Source organism: Pseudomonas synxantha, from assembly GCF_900105675.1.
Classification (GTDB): Bacteria; Pseudomonadota; Gammaproteobacteria; order Pseudomonadales; family Pseudomonadaceae; genus Aquipseudomonas; species Aquipseudomonas synxantha.
The window spans coordinates 3,994,850-4,012,386 of sequence record NZ_LT629786.1; the positions used below are offsets into that span (position 1 = coordinate 3,994,850).

The 17,537-nt window shown below is 61.3% G+C and carries 15 protein-coding genes; 7 read left to right on the forward strand and 8 right to left on the reverse strand.

Annotation, left to right across the window (positions count from 1 at the left end):
- Positions 1-6 precede the first annotated feature (6 nt).
- The gene (locus tag BLU48_RS18585; RefSeq protein WP_172833445.1) at positions 7-1,104 is read right to left on the reverse strand and encodes a PLP-dependent cysteine synthase family protein; all 1,098 of its coding nucleotides are present in this window, start codon (positions 1,102-1,104) and stop codon (positions 7-9) included.
- Positions 1,105-1,317: 213 nt separating this feature from the next.
- On the opposite strand from BLU48_RS18585, the gene nhaA reads away from it, so the two are divergent.
- Positions 1,318-2,493: a Na+/H+ antiporter NhaA gene (nhaA, locus tag BLU48_RS18590; RefSeq protein WP_057021944.1), complete on the forward strand. Its 1,176-nt coding sequence runs from the start codon at positions 1,318-1,320 to the stop codon at positions 2,491-2,493.
- A 75-nt stretch (positions 2,494-2,568) separates the two neighbouring features.
- Here nhaA and BLU48_RS18595 read toward each other — a convergent pair whose 3' ends face one another.
- The 6 genes from BLU48_RS18595 to dinG all read right to left on the reverse strand — a co-directional run bounded on the left by BLU48_RS18595 (position 2,569) and on the right by dinG (position 11,020).
- Positions 2,569-3,033, reverse strand: a complete 465-nt coding sequence (locus tag BLU48_RS18595; RefSeq protein ID WP_003189251.1) for an outer membrane lipoprotein — start codon at positions 3,031-3,033, stop codon at positions 2,569-2,571.
- A gap of 265 nt (positions 3,034-3,298) precedes the next feature.
- Positions 3,299-3,946, reverse strand: coding sequence for a pyridoxamine 5'-phosphate oxidase (gene pdxH, locus BLU48_RS18600; RefSeq protein ID WP_057021943.1), 648 nt, complete (start codon positions 3,944-3,946; stop codon positions 3,299-3,301).
- Between the two features lie 27 nt (positions 3,947-3,973).
- Positions 3,974-5,119 carry an OmpA family protein gene (locus tag BLU48_RS18605; RefSeq protein WP_057021942.1) on the reverse strand — a complete coding sequence of 382 codons (1,146 nt, stop codon included), beginning with the start codon at positions 5,117-5,119 and terminating at the stop codon, positions 3,974-3,976.
- A 143-nt stretch (positions 5,120-5,262) separates the two neighbouring features.
- Positions 5,263-6,408: a serine hydrolase domain-containing protein gene (locus BLU48_RS18610; protein WP_057021941.1), complete on the reverse strand. Its 1,146-nt coding sequence runs from the start codon at positions 6,406-6,408 to the stop codon at positions 5,263-5,265.
- A gap of 81 nt (positions 6,409-6,489) precedes the next feature.
- On the reverse strand, positions 6,490-8,787 hold the full coding sequence (locus BLU48_RS18615; protein ID WP_057021940.1) for a beta-galactosidase: 2,298 nt from the start codon (positions 8,785-8,787) through the stop codon (positions 6,490-6,492).
- Between the two features lie 88 nt (positions 8,788-8,875).
- On the reverse strand, positions 8,876-11,020 hold the full coding sequence (dinG, locus tag BLU48_RS18620) for an ATP-dependent DNA helicase DinG (protein WP_043051579.1): 2,145 nt from the start codon (positions 11,018-11,020) through the stop codon (positions 8,876-8,878).
- Between the two features lie 99 nt (positions 11,021-11,119).
- Between dinG and BLU48_RS18625 the strand changes: the two genes are divergently transcribed.
- Positions 11,120-11,584: a CopD family protein gene (locus BLU48_RS18625; RefSeq protein WP_057021939.1), complete on the forward strand. Its 465-nt coding sequence runs from the start codon at positions 11,120-11,122 to the stop codon at positions 11,582-11,584.
- A 538-nt stretch (positions 11,585-12,122) separates the two neighbouring features.
- Here the strand turns inward: BLU48_RS18625 and BLU48_RS18635 are convergent.
- On the reverse strand, positions 12,123-12,881 hold the full coding sequence (locus BLU48_RS18635; protein ID WP_057021938.1) for a hypothetical protein: 759 nt from the start codon (positions 12,879-12,881) through the stop codon (positions 12,123-12,125).
- 186 nt (positions 12,882-13,067) lie between these two features.
- On the opposite strand from BLU48_RS18635, the gene BLU48_RS18640 reads away from it, so the two are divergent.
- The 5 genes from BLU48_RS18640 (at position 13,068) to BLU48_RS18660 (ending at position 17,340) form a co-directional block, all read left to right on the forward strand.
- Positions 13,068-13,565, forward strand: coding sequence for a DUF6231 family protein (locus BLU48_RS18640; protein ID WP_057021937.1), 498 nt, complete (start codon positions 13,068-13,070; stop codon positions 13,563-13,565).
- Between the two features lie 4 nt (positions 13,566-13,569).
- On the forward strand, positions 13,570-14,040 hold the full coding sequence (locus tag BLU48_RS18645; protein ID WP_046071318.1) for a YchJ family protein: 471 nt from the start codon (positions 13,570-13,572) through the stop codon (positions 14,038-14,040).
- Between the two features lie 21 nt (positions 14,041-14,061).
- A complete protein-coding gene (locus BLU48_RS18650; protein ID WP_057021936.1) occupies positions 14,062-14,544 on the forward strand; it encodes an LEA/WHy family protein in 483 nt (160 codons plus the stop codon).
- The gene (locus BLU48_RS18655; protein ID WP_046071316.1) at positions 14,541-14,741 is read left to right on the forward strand and encodes an SEC-C metal-binding domain-containing protein; all 201 of its coding nucleotides are present in this window, start codon (positions 14,541-14,543) and stop codon (positions 14,739-14,741) included. The genes BLU48_RS18650 and BLU48_RS18655 overlap by 4 nt, the downstream gene beginning before the upstream one ends.
- A gap of 157 nt (positions 14,742-14,898) precedes the next feature.
- Positions 14,899-17,340 carry a penicillin acylase family protein gene (locus BLU48_RS18660; RefSeq protein WP_057021935.1) on the forward strand — a complete coding sequence of 814 codons (2,442 nt, stop codon included), beginning with the start codon at positions 14,899-14,901 and terminating at the stop codon, positions 17,338-17,340.
- Positions 17,341-17,537: the final 197 nt, after the last annotated feature.

Here is a 17,537-nt window from a genome sequence, read left to right on the forward strand (position 1 = left end):
GCCCGGTCAGATATTGGCGCGCAGGATGCTGGTCGGTAGAGACTCGCCCTGCTCTACGCTCGCAGCCACTGCCGTAACCAACCCATCCAACTCATAGCCCTGCCCCACCAACCACTCCTGATCATAATAGGTCGTGGCATAGCGCTCGCCGCCATCACACAAGATCGCCACGATCGACCCCGACTCTCCCGCCGCTTTCATCTGTTGCGCGGCTATCAAGGCGCCGATCAGGTTGGTCCCGCTGGAACCGCCGACCCGTCGTCCCAAACGCCCAGCCAGGTAATGCATGGCCGCCAATGACAAGGCGTCTGGCACCTTGACCATCGCATCAATCACCGCCGGCAGAAACGATGCCTCGACCCGCGGGCGACCAATCCCTTCGATCCGTGAGCCACACTCCAGGCGCAGGTTGGCGTCGCCGCTCTGGTAGAAGTCGAAGAACACCGAACGTTCGGCATCGGCACACAGCACGCGGGTGCAATGCTGGCGATAACGCACATAACGGCCCAGCGTGGCGGTGGTACCGCCGGTGCCGGGGCTGGAAATCAACCAGCTGGGCTCCGGGTGCTGTTCAAAGCGCATCTGCTGGAAGATCGACTCGGCGATGTTGTTGTTCGCCCGCCAGTCGGTAGCACGTTCGGCATAGGTGAACTGGTCCATGAAATGACCACCACCCTCCTTGGCCAGGCGCTCGGATTCCGCGTAGATCTGCGTCGGATCCTGGGCCAGATGACTCTTGCCACCATAAAAGGCGATCTGGGCGATTTTCTCCTGGGACGTGGAAGCAGGCATGACCGCAATAAACGGCAAGCCCAGCAGGCGGGCGAAGTAGGCCTCGGAAATCGCCGTGGAACCACTCGATGCTTCAACCACCGGGGCGCCCGGCTTGAGCCAGCCATTGCACAGTGCGTACAGGAACAGTGAACGGGCCAGGCGATGTTTCAGGCTGCCGGTGGGGTGGCTGGACTCGTCCTTGAAGTACAACTCGATGCCTGGCAACCCCGGCAGCGGCAACGGAATCAGGTGGGTGTCGGCGCTCCGCTGGAAGTCCGCTTCAATGATGCGAATGGCTTCGCGGGCCCAGGTACGGTGGTCGCTCATGATGGGTTCTCTAAAGGTTTTCAGTCTCGATCTTAGGATGTTTCCTACACTCCACACAGATACAGTAACGACTCAATTGGACACACAATTGCTAGTCTTTGGCGCGTCGACAACCCGGCCAGTTTCTTATAACAAATAAGAATATAACTTTTGTTTTAACAACTAACAGTACGGGTTAGGGTACCCACCTATTGAACCTGGAATGGAGAGCATCCCTTGCCTCTGCGTAGCACTTTCACCCGTTTTTTCCAGCTGGAAGCTGCCAGTGGCCTGTTGTTGATCGCCGCTGCCGCCTTGGCGCTGATCATTAACAACTCGCCGTTGTCGCATCTGTACAACGCCTTCCTCGAGACCCCGGTGGTCACACAGGTGGGAGCGCTGAGCATCGCCAAGCCGGCGCTGCTGTGGATCAACGACGGCCTGATGGCCCTGTTCTTCCTGTTGATCGGCCTGGAGGTCAAGCGCGAACTCCTCGATGGCCATCTGTCCAAGCCCTCCCAAGTGGTACTGCCCGGCGCAGCAGCCATCGGCGGCATGGTGGTGCCGGCACTGATCTACTGGGCGCTGAACAAGGACAACCCCGCCGCCCTCGCCGGCTGGGCGATCCCCATGGCCACGGATATTGCGTTCGCCCTGGGCGTGCTGGCCCTGCTGGGCAAGCGCGTACCGGTGTCGCTGAAGCTGTTCCTGATGACCCTGGCAATCATTGACGACCTCGGTGCCATCATCGTCATTGCGTTGTTTTACTCCGCCGACTTGTCCGGCGCGTCCCTGGCGGGCGCGGGGGCTTGCTTGATTGCCTTGATTGCGATGAACCGTCTGGGCGTGATCAAGCTTGGGCCGTACCTCATCGTTGGCTTGATCCTGTGGGTGTGCGTACTCAAGAGCGGTGTGCATGCCACGCTGGCCGGCGTGACCCTGGCGTTCTGCATTCCACTGCGTACCAAAAATGCCGAAACCTCACCGCTGCTGACCCTGGAACACGCCCTGCACCCGTGGGTGGCCTACGCCATCCTGCCGCTCTTCGCATTCGCCAATGCCGGGGTTTCCTTAACCGGCGTCAGCCTGGAAAGCTTCACCCACCACGTGCCCATGGGCATCGCGGCCGGCCTGTTGATCGGCAAGACCGTCGGTGTGTTCGGCCTGACCTGGCTGGCGATCAAGACCGGTATCGCCTCACTGCCCAGCGGCGCCAACTGGGGCCAGGTGCTTGGCGTGGCGATCCTGTGCGGCATCGGCTTTACCATGAGCCTGTTTGTCGGCTCACTGGCGTTTGTGCCGGGCGCCAGTGAGTTTGCCGGTGAAGACCGCATGGGCATTCTGACCGGGTCGATCCTGGCGGCCTTTATCGGGTACGCGGTGACGGCAATGGCGAGTCGCAAGAAAGCCTGACCCTCTGGGAAAACAGCATAAAAAAACCCCAACCGGTCACCCGGCTGGGGTTTTTCTTTGCCTGCTCGCTAGCGCTTAGCGGGTAACGCGGCTGGTACCGTCAACGGTCATGATGCGTACGCGGTCGCCGATGCGGAAGATTTCATTTTCCTGCACGGCTTGTACGTAGGCACGCATGCTGCCGTCGTCTTCGCGAACGGTGATTTCCACGCCCTGGGTACGGGTCAGGCCTTCTTCGGTGGCGGAGCCCAACAGGCCACCAGCGACCGCGCCGATCACCGCGGTGACGATGCTGCCACGGCCGCCACCGATGGCGCTGCCGCCAACGCCGCCGATGACTGCGCCTGCAGCGCCGCCGATTGGGGTCTTGGTACCTTCGATTTTCACCGGACGCAGGGATTCGATGGTGCCCATGCGCACGGTCTGTACACGACGCGCCTCATCGCGAGAGTACGAGTCGCCGGTCAGACTCGAGGCGCAGCCACCCAAGAGCAACGACAGGGTGGTAAAGCAGGCAACTAGTAAAACGGACTTACGCATAGCATCAACTCCAAAGGACAGGTATTCATTAAACGCTCTGGCTTGGCGCCTGTCACGGCAAGCCAGGCAAAAAATTGTTTTCATTCAGCCTGAGTACAGACTGCCAGCACCAGAAAACTCGACGAACGGTAACCAAGGGTATGGCGCCGAACGATGCCATAACCTGTTTGACCAGTGTAGCCGCGCAGCCGAACGCGCCGAGGTCTCTTGATCAGGGACTCCAGCGCAATAGCTTTGATTCAGGCGGGATGACGAAAGGCGACGCTCAGGGCGCCAGGCGCTCGCGGGACCATTGAGCCTCTTGCAGGCGATAGTTGAGGCGGTCATGCAGGCGGCTGGCGCGGCCTTGCCAGAACTCGATGCGCTCGGGCAACAAACGGTACCCACCCCAATGCTCAGGGCAGTCGGGCTGGGTATCGCTGAAACGCTGTTCAGTGGCCTTGAGCAGTTCCTGCAGTTCTTCGCGGTCACGGATGACCTTGCTCTGCGGGGAAGCCCAAGCCCCAAGGCGGCTGCCCAAAGGACGCACTTGGTAATAAGCGTCCGACTCTTCTGGGGTGACCTTGACCACGCGCCCTTCAATGCGCACCTGGCGTTCCAGGGTCGGCCAGAAGAAGGTCATGGCCGCGAACGGCCGCGCCGCGAGCTGTTCACCCTTGGCGCTTTGATAGTTGGTGAAGAAGGTAAAGCCCTGTGCATCCAGGCCCTTGAGCAACAGGATGCGACAATGCGGGCGACCGTCCTGGTCGACCGTCGCCAGGGTCATGGCATTGGCCTCCACCGGCGGCTGCTCGGTTTTCACCGCGTCGGCAAACCATTGGTGGAACAATGCAAACGGTTCATCCGGGGCCTGGGCCTCGCTCAAACCGTCCCGTGTATAGTCACGGCGCATATCAGCCAGTGCCTGGGTCATGCGGCTTTATCCTTGTGGTTCAACGGCTCAGTTTTTCGCCTGGTCGTTCGAAGCGGGTGCCGCAGCCTTGGCTTTGGCGGCAGCGGGTTTCTTCGCTGCCGGTTTGGCCGCAGCCTTTTTAGCCGCGGGCTTGGCGGCAGCTTTCTTGGCCGGGGCCTTTTTGGCTGGCGCTTTTGCCGCCGGTGCCGGGGCTGGAACGTCCTGCACGGCCACCATTTCAGCAACAGGCGGGGTCTTGCCCGAGTTGTACTTGCTCAGCAGTGCCAACATCGTTGTACGCTGAATGAACATGATTTCCATGCGGCGATTCAGCGCACGGCCTTGATTGCTGTCGTTGGCGGCGCGTGGCATAAGGTCACCCATGCCACGCAGCATCAGGCGGTCCTGCTTCAAACCACTGAGGCTGAAAATCGACGCAATCGACTGCGCACGTTCCTTGCTCAACGCCTGGCTCGCCGGCGCGCTGCCGGTGGCGTCGACGTGGCCCAGGACCAGTACGGCAGTCTTTGGATCAGCTTCGACGGCCTTGGCCACACGGGTGAACGGGCCCAGGGTCACGGGCAGCAACATCGCCGGGCGCTTCGGGTTGTAGGAACCGTCGACCGGGGCAATCACCACCAGCACGTTGTCGCGACGCTCCAGTTGCAGGTTGCTGCCCTTGATGGCCTCGCGCAGGCGTGGCTCGTAGTCGTCCAGCCAGGCCTGGGTGATTTTCGGGTCAGGCATCTGCACGTTGGTCACGTCGACCTTGGCCAAGGGCTTTGGCTTGCTTTCGAACGGCCACCACCAGTGGGGCTCGGTGTCGGTCTTGGCGACCACAGGTGCCGCGTCCGACGTCGGGGTGGCGGCCTTGAGGTCGGCTTTCAGGTCAGCCTTGGCATCAGCGGCCTTTTCTTCAGCACTCTTGGTGGAGAACGGCCACCAGCTGTAACCGGTGTCAGCCTTGGCGGCCGGAGCCGGTGCAGCAGCAGCGGCGACGGGCTCAACAGGCTTGGCGCCTGCAGCAGGCTTGGCATCGGGCTTGGCGTCGGTTTGGGTCACTGCGTCCTTGGTCGCAGCCTTGTCCGATCCGAATGACCACCAATGCCCACCTTCGGCATCATTTTGTGGAGTTTGTGCGCAACCCGTAATAGTGAGGCACAGCGCCAGTGCCAAGGACTTGTTCGATAACATGAGATATCCACAAAATGAGAAAAAACCAGGGGGTCTCGTGACCCGTTAAACCGACGCTTAAAGAACATTTAAGTTACAACGTGTCGTTCAGCATCTTTCTTATACTTGCCTTTGTAACAAAAAATTGTGAAACAGCAAGAGGTTTATAGACAACCGGCCAATATTCCGACCAACTTCTGCGCACGCGGGTCCATAAGTACGTAAGGCCCCAGGGTATTAGTCACAAAACCGAATGCGACATCATGTTCAGGGTCGGCAAACCCGACTGAGCCGCCTGCCCCGGGATGCCCGAATGCGCGTGGCCCCAGGCCGAACGTGGCATTGGGCAACTGCGGTTGATCCAACATGCAGCCCAGGCCGAAGCGGGTTTGGGTCAATAAGGTTTTGTCCAGCCCGATACTGTGTTCACGAGTCAATTGTTCGAGCATGTCGCTTTCCAGCAAACTACCGTCCAACAACCCACTATAAAACCCGGCCAGGCTACGTGCATTACCGTGACCATTAGCCGCGGGCTGCTGCATGCGTCGCCATTCGGGCTTGTTAGTGCTGGTCAGAATAGACGGTGGATTGGCAAATGCACGTGTGGTCATTGCTGCGGGTTCGCGCATCATTACTTGAAGTAACCGCTGTGCCGCTTCATCGCCCATATTGCCTTTACTGCGGGCTACATGGGCAACACGATAAAACTCTTCGTCCGCAAGGCCCACATGAAAATCCAGCCCCAAGGGCCGTGCGACCCGCGCCACGATGGACTCCCCCGGCCCGCGCCCATCGGCACGGCGCAGCAATTCGCCGACCAGCCAACCATAGGTAATCGCCTCATAGCCATGCCCCTCGCCCGGTGTCCACCAGGGAGCCTCGGCCGCCAGGGTATCGACCATCAATTGCCAGTCGTAGAGGGCCTCGGTAGGCAGCATTTCGCGGATGGCCGGCAGCCCGGCCTGGTGACAGAGCAACTGGCGCAGGGTAATCGCTTCTTTGCCCGCCGCGGCAAATGCCGGCCAGTAATCGGCCACAGGCGCATCGAGCTTGAGCTTGCCTTCGGCCACCAGTTGCAGGGCGGTAACGGCCGTGAAGGTCTTGGTGCAGGAGAACAGGTTGACGATAGTGTCGCTATGCCAGGCTTCGGCCCCGTCCTTGTCGGCAGTACCGGCCCACAGGTCGACGACGGTTTGCCCGCCGATCTGGATGCACAACCCGGCACCACGTTCCTGGGGGTCATCGAACAGTGCGGCGAAGGCTTCGCGTACCGCTTCGAACTGGAGCTCGTAATGACCCTGAATCTGCACCTAAGCCGCCTTGAAAATACTGTAGGAAATGGTCGACATTGTTCCAGTCATTGTCGGTTTTGTGAACCCGTCAACGATGAATCAATGACCATTTCCAGAGTGCCCACCGGCCTGACCGGCGCCCTGCCCCGCGCCTTTGCCCGCTTGGGCTGATCGGCCACCTTCGTGCTCTCGCACGGCACCGGCCGCCTTGGCTTTCTCGGCCTCCTTGCCCAATTGGTCGACTGCCGCAAGATTACTTTTACGTACGCTGTCGACGAAACCCTGGAACGGCACATCGGTGATACCGACAAGGCCGAAGTGGCCGTTTTCACCATCCAGCAGGCGCCCGGTCACCGGCTGGTCGAGGTACTGGAACCAATGCACGCCGACAATCGACGGCTCGGCCATGGCCTGCTTGAGAAAGGCGCTGTACGCCGCGCCGCGGTCTTCTTCGCGGGCCAGTTGCGTCACGCCGCCCCAAAACGGGCCACGGTCGGCGGAGCCAAAGTTGAATTCGGTGATCAGTACCGGTTTGTCCAATGCGCGCAGGGCGGCGAAGTCATAACCGTCCTGGGGTTTGAGGGTGTACATGTTGAAGCTCAACACGTCGCAATACTGTGCGCACGACGCCACCGCTTCCGGGGTGCTCACTGCAAAACGGCCGCCCAGCAAGAGTTGGTTGGGCGCGTGCCACTTCAGCGAGTCAGAGATGGTCTTGAAGTAGGCATCGGCAAACGTCTTCTGGAAATACTTGAAGTCGGCTTCGATTTCCGGGTGTTCCGGGTTGGGCATCGGTGGCTCGAAGCCAGGGTCTTCCATCAGCTCCCAGCCCGCCAAATGAATGCCCCAAGCTTTGGACAGGCCTTCTTCGTTGCGGTATTTGTCGCGCAGTTGCTTGAGGAAGGCGCGTTTGGCCGGCACATCGGTGGTCATGCGCAAGGTGCCATAGGCCAGGGCGTAGCGGGACTTCGGATCGTCACCGGGACCTGCCCAGGCCAGTTCGTTGTCGGCAAAGAAGCCGATCAACCACGGGTCATCGCGGTGATCGCGCGCGGCGATAGCCACGGCGCGTTCGGTGGCCATGGCAAAGCGTGGGTCGAACGGGTCGGGCATGCCGCCCCACCAGTCGGTGCCGGTGCTGATGCTGGCGTAGTCACCCACAATCGACAGCGGCAAGGTGTACGGCACGCGGTCGGCCGTGGCCAGGTCCGCATCGCTCCAGTTGCCCACGGTGTTGAAACCCCAGGCTTGCAGGCGGTCGAGGGTGTGGGTAACCCAGCGCTTCTGGTCCAGACCTTCACCGCCATAAGTGCGTTGCAGGTTGGCGCCATAGAAATCGTACCAGCGGCCCGAGCCAAAGCCACGTCCTTCGCCGGCACCGTTGCCGGTGCGGTTGTCGCCGCTGCCGTAATACTTGTCGAAAGGTTCGCCGGCCTTGGGCAGCGCCGCGAACATCCATTCACGCCCCGCCACGTAGGTCTGGCTGTTGTCCGGCGCCACGGTATTGACGCCCAGGGAATAGAACGGATGGCCGTCGGGGGTCACCAGGTACCAGCGGCCATCGCGCTTCTCGGTGCGAAAAAAGCCGCTGGCGTCGAATGCCGGGCCTTTGTTCCAGCCGCCATATGGGTCCAGGGAGGATTTGTCTCGCTCGGCCAGCCAGGTCTTGAGCTGCTGCTGCTCCTTGGCGGCCAAAGCCTTGAGCTGGTCATCGCTGCTGACCTTTTCCGGCCAGCGCGCGCGTGTGGACTGCCCATAGGCGTCGACCAATTCGCTGTAGGCGGCTTTCAACACCGGCTCGCTGTCCTGCACGCCGAAGCGCTCCAGCAGGATGCTTTGGGCGGCGTTGGGCTTGATCATCGACAGGGTCACCGAGACCACTTGGCTGCGGTCGATTTCCCCGGCACTACCGGCCAGCAACACCCGCTGGCCCTCCACGGTGATAGGCATAGGCGGGCCGGCCTTCATGCCCTGGCTCAGTGGCGAGTTGACTTGCAGCGGCACCAGCAGGGTCTGGGCCGGGCCGGCCGGCAGGTCGACGCGGCTGACCAGGGTCTTGCCGTCGGCGCTCTGCACCTTGATGTAGAGAGTCAGCGCCCAGTTCATGGCGCTTTGGATACGCAGGCTCATGGCGCTGGATTGCGACCAGTCCCACACGCCGGTTTGCGGGCTGAGCACCAGGCTCGGCTCGGCCGCCGGGTTGAAGGTGATGCGGCGCAGCACCTCGCCTTCGGGCGTTTGTTCGGCGTTGTATTGCGGCAGGCTGGCGTCCTGGGTCGCCACCTTGACCACATCGGCAGGCCGGACAAAGTTGAACAGCGTTTGTTGCCCCGCTGGTGCGGCCATCAGTGGCGCAGCGAACAGCAAGGCAAACAGGGCGGGCAGCGTGCGAATCATACGAACAAGGTTCTCCCAGACGGCCGATGAATGGCCTGATGATAGTGATGAGATAGACCACGAAGTGGGCGAATTCGCCCACGGTGGCTTAAGAAATTTCGCGCCTGAACGGCGGCAAGGCATTGAGGATAGCCTTGCCATAGCGCTGGGTGACCAGGCGGCGGTCGAGCAAGGTGATGGTGCCCCGGTCTTCCTCGGTACGCAGCAAGCGCCCGCAGGCCTGCACCAGCTTCAGTGAAGCATCCGGCACCGAGATTTCCATGAACGGGTTGCCGCCCCGGGCTTCGATCCATTCGGCCAACGCGGCCTCGACCGGGTCATCAGGCACCGAGAACGGGATCTTGGCGATTACCACGTGTTCGCAGTAGGCCCCGGGCAAGTCCACGCCTTCGGCAAAACTCGCCAGGCCAAACAGCACGCTGGAATCACCGCCATCGACCCGCGCCTTGTGCTTGTTCAGGGTTTCCTGCTTGGACAGGTTGCCCTGGATAAACACCTGCTTGCGCCAGTCGCGATCAAGGCCATCGAACACGTCCTGCATCTGTTTGCGCGACGAGAACAGCACCAGGGTGCCGCGGGAGCCTTCGACCAACGATGGCAGGTCGCGAATGATCGCCGCGGTGTGCGCCGCCGCATCCCGAGGATCGGCCTTGAGGTCCGGAACCCGCAGCACACCGGCGTCGGCGTGATGAAAGGGGCTGGGCACCACGGCGGTTACGGCCTTTTTCGGCAGGCCGGCGCGCATGCGGAAACGGTCGAAGGTGCCCAGGGCGGTCAGCGTGGCCGAGGTCACCAGGCAGCCGTAGGCCACGTTCCACAGGTTGCGGCGCAGCATTTCGGCGGCGAGGATCGGGCTGGCGTTGACCTCGATATCAAACAGCGCACCGCTTTCCGACAGCGTCAGCCAACGGGCCATCGGCGGGTTGTCTTCCGGGTCTTCGACGGTGAAAGCGGTCCACAGCTCCCAGTTGCCCTGGGAGCGGGACAGCAGGCTGCCGAACAGCGGGTACCATTCTTCGGCCTGGTTGCTGGCGATGCCGATATTAACCTCGCCATCCATGCCTTCCTTGAGCAAGTCGGTCAGGCGGGTGAACAGGTCGGTCAGGCGTGAAAAGCCCTTCTTCAACTCGATGCCCATTTCGCGCATGTGCTCGGGAATCATCCCACCGACAAAGCGGTGGCGCGGGCGCTCACGGCCCTCGACGTCTTCACCGGGCTTGAAGTCTGCGACCTGTTCGCAGGCGCTGAACATGAACTGCTGCTGGGTCTTGATCTCGCGCGCCAGTTCCGGCACCTGCTCGATCAGCTTGCCCAGGTCACCGGGCAGCGGATGCTGGGCCAGCAACTTGGTAAGGTTCTTGGCGGTGGTTTCCAGCCAGTCGGCGGTGGAACGCAGGCGTGTGTAATGGGCGAAGTGGCCGATGGCCTTGTCCGGCAGGTGGTGACCTTCATCGAATACGTAGAGGGTGTCGCGCGGATCGGGCAACACGGCGCCGCCGCCCAAGGCCAGGTCGGCCAGCACCATGTCGTGGTTGGTGACGATGACGTCAACCTTGCCCATGCCTTCGCGTGCCTTGTAGAAGGCGCACTGGCCAAAGTTGGGGCAATGGCGGTTGGTGCACTGGCTGTGGTCGGTGGTCAGGCGCGCCCAGTCGGCATCTTCCAGGGCGGTGGGCCAGCTGTCACGGTCGCCGTCCCATTTATTCCCCGCCAGCTTCTCGATCATGCTGGTAAACAGCTTCTGGCTGGCCTCATCGACCTCGATCTTGAAGCCTTCTTCTTCGAACAATGAGGCGGTGGCGGTTTGCGCGTGGCCTTCCTGCAGCAGGACGTCGAGCTTGGACAGGCACATGTAGCGGCCACGGCCCTTGGCCAGGGCAAAAGTAAAGCTCAAGCCGCTGTTACGCATCAGGTCAGGCAAGTCTTTGTAGACAATCTGCTCTTGCAGGGCGACGGTGGCGGTGGCGATCACCAGGCGCTTGCCGGCGGCCTTGGCGGTGGGGATCGCGGCAAGGCTGTAGGCCACGGTCTTGCCGGTACCGGTACCGGCCTCGACGGCCACGACCGCGGGTTCGCCTTCGCGGCGGCCTTCGTCGTCGGTGTCGATATCCCCGAGGACTTTCGCCACTTCGGCGATCATCAGGCGTTGGCCGTAGCGCGGTTTCAAGCTCTTGGCTTCGAGAAAACGCGAATAGGCGCCCTGGATCGTGGTTTTGAGTTCAGTGCTGATCATGGATAGTCGGGCGCAAAAAACGCTGGATAAATTTTCAGTGGTTCGGATCGGCCGCTATCATACCCCGCTAATTAATCCCGCGCAGAACGGAGTACCACAATGACCGCGTTTAGCTTCGCTTACACCCTGCATGTACTGGCTGCCCTGATCTGGGTCGGCGGTATGTTTTTCGCCTGGATGATCCTGCGCCCCGCCGCCATGGCGGCCCTTGAGGGCCCTGCCCGGCTCAAGCTGTGGGCGAATGTGTTTCAACGTTTTTTTGTATGGGTGTGGGTGACGGTGCTGGTTTTGCCGATCAGCGGCATAGGCCTTTTGCACCTGCGCTTCAACGGTTTTGAGACTGCACCGCGCTATGTGCAGGTGATGATGGGTTTGTATCTAATAATGACGGCGCTGTTTATCCGCATCCAGGCGTTGAAGTTCCCGGAGCTTCGCAAGGCGGTGGCGGCCGAGGATTGGCCAGCGGGCGCGGCTGCGCTGGGGCAGATTCGCAGGTTGGTGGGGATTAATCTCATCGTGGGGTTGGTAGTGGTGGCGATCGCTTCGGCTCGGCCGATGTTCTGAGGCGCGCTTATATCGCTATCTGGCTTAGGCACCTACACCACTTTATAGCAGTCAACGGTAACCACGATGCGCAGCGAACCGCTCTTGATCTTGATCTTGATCTTGATCTTGATCTTGATCTGCTTTTGATCTTAGGCGCCCCGTCAAACCACGCTGGCCGGAATTCGACAGGGATTTGGGGGGTAAACCGGCAGGGATGCCGGTTTAGCCGCCCCGCGCCATGGATGGCGCGTGGCGGCGGCCCCCCAAATCCCTGTCGGATTACGGGCACACCGAGCCTAAGCGAGGTGCCGAGTGGTGGGGCAAGAGCCTTTTGGTTACTTTTGGGCTCTTTTCAAAAGTGACCCGCTGTAAAAGCGGAACCAATAGTGGCCGTAACCTAAATAACGGATATGTACTCGATCAAAGTCCAACATGCTGGTCGGCTGTGAGGCCGCCATCGGGGGCAAGCCCCCTCCCACATTTTGGAATGCATTCCAAAATGAGGGAGGGCGGTGCGACGATTGGACTTGCCCCCGATAGCGTCAGACCAGGCGACTCAGAGCCGCTGAATGGTCACAGACCCTGCAGGCCCAGCCGGCCCCGGCTGCCCTTCCAACCCGGCCCGGCCCTTGTCGCCGCCATCAGCACGGTACACCAGGCACCCCTTCGACTGCCCACCCTTCCCGGGTTTGCCCGCTATACCGGCCAAACCGCCGGCGCCACCATCAACCCAGACCTTGATTTTGTCGCCAGGAAAGTCTTGCGGCAACTCCAGCCTTACACTCGCCCCCGAAGCACCCGGCAGGCCGTCGCCGCCGTTGTCACCGTTGGCCCCGCGCCCAGCCGAACCCCACGTACACCCCGGGTCCTCGCCGTTGGCACCATCGAGCCCCGCATACCCCTGGGCACCGGCACCGCCGCGGGCGTCCACAGACAATTCTTCAGCGCTAAGGTCGTTGATCCGCAAGATCAGGTCACGGCCAGCCTTGGCTGGTTTTTCATGGGTGCCAGGGGCCCCGCGTGAAGTGATCTGGCTACCGTGCTCCAGTTGCGCCTGGCGCACTTGCATTTGCAGCGCAGTATTGCCGGGGACAATGGCGATGCGTGCGTCGCGCCCCAGGTGCAGCTCCTCCACCGTGACCTGGCTGATAGTGGACGGAATCAGCAAAGTGCCGTAGTCCGCTACCTCCAGGCGCTCCAGTTGCAGCACGCTGGTACTGCTGGGCAGGCGCATCAACGAGTTGGTTTCGACACTGACGCTCTGGGCCAGGGCAACGGGGCTGACCAACAGGGCCAGCAAAAAAACCTTACGCATCATGGGGCTCCTGAGTGTTTTCAAATTTTTCTTTGGATGCACAGTAACGACTTCTACAGGCGATTTGCCAGTGAAGGATCAAAAAACTTCCGATGAGACGGTTACTGGCAGATAGGTATCGACCGCCGCGCTAGGCCCACGCGCTCAGCCGCGCTAGTCTCTACGGTCTTGATGTGAGGATTTGCAATGACCGCTGGAATTTCTTCCCGTACGCCCCAGCAAGCCTTGGCTGCCTTGCTTGATCTTCAAGGGCCAAAGCGCTTGCTGCTAGTGGGTGCCAGCCAATTCCCGGCGCTGGATGCCTTTGAGCAGGCCCACCCTGACACCCAGGTTTTCCGGGCAGCGCCAGGGCCGTTACCGCCGGAACTGGCGGCGCAGCGTTTTGACCTGGCGTTGGTAGTCGACTGCCTGGAGCACCTGTCAAAAGCGCAGGGTCTGACCTTGCTCGGCGGCATTCGCAACCTCAATGCCAGCCGCATTGCCGTGCTGGTCGACCTGGGCGCCTGCGCCTGGAAGGAAACCGATTTTTTCTCCCTGGCCTTGCAAGCCGGCGAGCGCTTCCAGCGCGATGAGCAGGTCCTGACGCTGTTTACCTATGATCTGCTTGACTATAAACAGGTGCCGGACTGGCTCAACGCCCGCTTCTGGGCCAACCCGGAAAACTTCGGAAAGTATTGGTGGTAACCCGATGAGTACATCCATTTGCCCGTGCGGCAGCGGCAATCTGCTGGATGCCTGCTGCGGCCACTATCACGCCGGCCACCCGGCACCCTGCGCGAGCGCGTTGATGCGCTCGCGCTACAGCGCCTATGTGCTGGGCCTGGTCGATTACCTGGTAGCCACTACCCTGCCCGCGCAACAGGCCGGGCTGGACCGCGACGCCATCGCCGCCTGGAGTGCCCAGAGCACCTGGCTGGGCCTTGAGGTGGAAAGCTCAGAAGTGTTCGGCGGCCAGCCGGAACACGCCTTCGTCACCTTTACCGCACGCTGGCATGACAGCAGCGGCGAACACAGCCACCGTGAGCAATCATCTTTCGTACAGAATGATGGACGCTGGTACTTCATCGACCCGACGGTGGACGTGACGATCGGACGTAATGATGTATGTTTGTGTGGCAGTGGGCAGAAATTCAAGAAGTGTTGCTCCAGCTACCTCTAATCACTCGAAAGGGATAACGCCATGCTTCGGATATACAGCTTGATGCTGGCGTTGACCCTGGGCCTCACCGGCTGCGCGTCCTGGTTCGAAGACGATTCGCCTGCGCCCCACGTATCCCTGGTCAAGGTCGAAGTGGTGCGGGCCAAGCTGCTGGAGCAGAAGTTCAAGCTGTACTTTCGCGTGGACAACCGCGACGACGCCGACCTGACGGTGCGTGGCCTGGTCTATAAGATCAGCCTGGGCAACCTGCTGCTGACCGAGGGCGAGTCCAACGAATGGCTGACCGTACCGCCGCGCAGTCATAAGTTCTTCCGGATTTCGGTACGCACCAACCTCTGGCCGCAGGTACGTGACGTGGTACAGATGCTGAAAAACCCTGACCAGCCCGTGCCTTATCGCCTGGAAGGCGAACTGAAAACCGGATTATTCATCGGTAATGACGTGCAGGTCGCGCACAATGGCGAGATAATCCCCGGCGATTTTATTCCGGAGCAACATCGATGACTCAGCAACCCCATGTCCATGGTCCCGACTGCAATCACGATCATGAACACCATGACCACGACCACGGCCATGTCCACGGCCCGAACTGCGGCCACGCTCACCAGGAGCCCGTGCGCAATGCCTTGAAGGATGTGGGTCGTAACGATCCTTGCCCGTGCGGCAGTGCGAAGAAATTCAAAAAGTGCCATGGTGCATAAGCCACACTGAAGACCAAAATGTGGGAGCAAGCCCCCTCCCACATTGATTTGCACATAGCTTGAGCGCTCACGCAATTACACAACTCCTGCTTGCGTCGTATCGCCGCGCTCACTAACGTAGCGCCTTTACTGACGCTACCCCCGCAGGAGCTTTGCCATGGCTTCGCCAGCCCTCTTTCACTTTATTCCCCGGTTCGGCGTTGCCGCGGCAGTGGCCAGTGCCTTGGGCCTGGCCGGTTGCCAGCTCCAGAGCACCCAGGACACCCTTCCCCCCGTTGCAGGCGTACAGCCGATCAAAGGCCTGGCACAAAATGTGTCGGTGCGCCGCAATGCGCAGGGCATGCCGCTGATCGAAAGCAACACCTTCCATGACGCACTGTTCAGCCTCGGTTACGTCCACGCCAGCGATCGCATCACCCAGATGGTCACCCTGCGCCTGCTGGCCCAGGGTCGCCTGGCGGAAATGTCCGGGCCGCAAGTGTTGGATGTCGACCGTTTCATGCGCGCGGTCAACCTCAAGAAAAGCGCCGGCGAGCTGTACAACGCCTCGTCGCCGCGCCTCAAGCGCTTCTTTGAGGTGTATGCCCGGGGCGTCAATGCCTACCTGTTCCGCTATCGCGACAAACTGCCGGCGGACCTGGCCCAGAGCGGCTACAAACCGGAGTACTGGAAGCCGGAAGATTCGGCGCTGCTGTTCTGTCTGCTGAGTTTCAGTCAGTCGGGCAACTTGCAGGAAGAAATTTCGTCCCTGGTGCTGGCGCAGAAAGTCGGCATCGACAAACTCGCCTGGCTCACTCCAAGTGCGCCGGACGAAGCGATCCCGCAGGCCGAAGCCGACAAGCTCAAGGGCGTGAACCTGGGTCAGATCACCGGCCTCGCGGCGCTGGACACAGTCAGCCAGCAATTGAACAGCCTCAACGCGCTGGCGGTCACCACGTCAAGCAACTGGGCCATCGGCCCGCAACGCAGCCGCAGCGGCAAGAGCCTGTTGGCCAATGATATCGCCGCCCAGCCGCAAGCACCGTCACCGTGGAGCTACGTGCAGATTCGTGCGCCGAAATACCAGGCCGTCGGGGCTTCGATCGCCGGCCTGCCGACCCTGCTGTCCGGCTTCAACGGCAAGGTTGCGTGGAGCATGAGCGCGGTCAAGGGCGACACCCAGGACCTGTTCCTGGAGAAGGTCAAGCGCCAGGGCAGCGCGTTGTACTACGAGAACAACGGCAAATGGCTACCGGCTGGGGTGCGCAACGAAACCTTCTTCATCAAGGGTCAGCGCTCGATTCGCGAAGTGGTGTACGAAACACGCCACGGCGTACTGCTCAACAGCAGCCAGGCGCTCACCAGCGGGCTTGGCCTGGCCTTGCAAACCGCCGATTTCAAGGACGACAAGAGCCTGGATGCGTTCTTCGACCTGTCCCGTGCGCAGAACGCCGGCAAGGCGTCGGATGCCACCCGTGAGATCCGCGCCATCGCGTTGAACATGATCTTCGCCGACGCCAGCAATATCGGCTGGCAGGTCACCGGCCGCTTCCCCAACCGCCGCGAAGGCGAAGGCCTGTTGCCGTCGCCGGGCTGGGATACGCGCTTTGACTGGGACGGCTACGCCGATGCGATGCTGCATCCCTACGACCAGGACCCGGCCCAAGGCTGGATCGGCACCGCCAACCAGCGTACTGCGCCACGTGGCTACGGCATGCAGTTGTCCAACTCCTGGGACGCACCGGAACGTAGCGAGCGCCTGGCGCAACTGGCCAATGCCGGCAAGCATGACAGCCGCAGCCTGATCGCCATGCAATACGACCAGACCACGACTTTCGCCGCCAAGCTCAAGGGCATGTTCCAGGCGCCAGGCATGGCCCAGCCGCTCAAGCAGGCCATCGACGCCCTCCCGGCGGCGGATCGCGCCAAGGCTCGCGAAGCACTGGACCGCCTGCTGGCCTTCGATGGCCGTCTTGCGCCTGCTTCGGCTGACGCAGCGATCTACGAACTGTTCCTGCAGGAAAGTGCCAAACAGATCTTCCTCGACAAGCTCGGCCCGCAGAACAGCCCCAGCTGGACCGCCTTCGTCAGCAATGCCAGCCTGTCCTACTCGTCCATCGCCGATCATTTGCTGGGGCGTGAAGACAGCCCATTCTGGGACGACACCCGCACGCCGCAAAAAGAAGACAAACCCGCGATCCTGGCCCGCACCCTCGCCGCCGCCATCGGCACCGGCGACAGCCAACTGGGCGCCGATCACAAGGCCTGGCAGTGGGGCAAGCTGCACAGCACCAGCTGGAAAAACACTAGCGGCAAGGTTATTCGCGGCCCCCTTGCCAGCGGTGGCGACCACAACACCCTGAACCCGGCACCGTACAGCTGGGGCCAGGATTTCAACACCACCCAAGTGCAGGCGCTGCGCATGATCATCGACTTCGGCCTGGCAGAACCGATGCTGGGCCAGGGTGGCATCGGCCAATCCGGCAACCCGGCCAGCCCGAACTATGCCAACGGCATTGACCCGTCGCTCAAGGCTCAATACCTGAGCTTCCCGATGCAGCCGCAGAACTTTGAAAAGGTGTATGGCAAGACAAGGCTGACCCTGACGCCGGGCAAGTAACCCGGTTTTCCCCAGCAGAAACCGAATCCAAATGTGGGAGGGGGCTTGCTCCCGATAGCAGTAGTTCAGTCAATGAATGTGTTGACTGTCACACCGCTATCGGGAGCAACCCCCCTCCCACATTTGGATCCCATGCATTCAGATAGAACTTCTACACCCAGCCCCGCCTCATAACTAACAAGCCCATCGCCCACGGC

What these genes read in the sequence shown, in the direction of transcription:
- BLU48_RS18640 (WP_057021937.1), top strand. Translation starts at nt 13,068, where the DNA reads ATGACCGCTGGAATTTCTTCCCGTACGCCCCAGCAAGCCTTGGCTGCC.
- dinG (WP_043051579.1), bottom strand. Translation starts at nt 11,020, where the DNA reads ATGATCAGCACTGAACTCAAAACCACGATCCAGGGCGCCTATTCGCGT.
- BLU48_RS18605 (WP_057021942.1), bottom strand. Translation starts at nt 5,119, where the DNA reads ATGTTATCGAACAAGTCCTTGGCACTGGCGCTGTGCCTCACTATTACG.
- pdxH (WP_057021943.1), bottom strand. Translation starts at nt 3,946, where the DNA reads ATGACCCAGGCACTGGCTGATATGCGCCGTGACTATACACGGGACGGT.
- BLU48_RS18660 (WP_057021935.1), top strand. Translation starts at nt 14,899, where the DNA reads ATGGCTTCGCCAGCCCTCTTTCACTTTATTCCCCGGTTCGGCGTTGCC.
- BLU48_RS18635 (WP_057021938.1), bottom strand. Translation starts at nt 12,881, where the DNA reads ATGCGTAAGGTTTTTTTGCTGGCCCTGTTGGTCAGCCCCGTTGCCCTG.
- BLU48_RS18615 (WP_057021940.1), bottom strand. Translation starts at nt 8,787, where the DNA reads ATGATTCGCACGCTGCCCGCCCTGTTTGCCTTGCTGTTCGCTGCGCCA.
- BLU48_RS18595 (WP_003189251.1), bottom strand. Translation starts at nt 3,033, where the DNA reads ATGCGTAAGTCCGTTTTACTAGTTGCCTGCTTTACCACCCTGTCGTTG.
- BLU48_RS18625 (WP_057021939.1), top strand. Translation starts at nt 11,120, where the DNA reads ATGACCGCGTTTAGCTTCGCTTACACCCTGCATGTACTGGCTGCCCTG.
- BLU48_RS18645 (WP_046071318.1), top strand. Translation starts at nt 13,570, where the DNA reads ATGAGTACATCCATTTGCCCGTGCGGCAGCGGCAATCTGCTGGATGCC.
- BLU48_RS18650 (WP_057021936.1), top strand. Translation starts at nt 14,062, where the DNA reads ATGCTTCGGATATACAGCTTGATGCTGGCGTTGACCCTGGGCCTCACC.
- BLU48_RS18655 (WP_046071316.1), top strand. Translation starts at nt 14,541, where the DNA reads ATGACTCAGCAACCCCATGTCCATGGTCCCGACTGCAATCACGATCAT.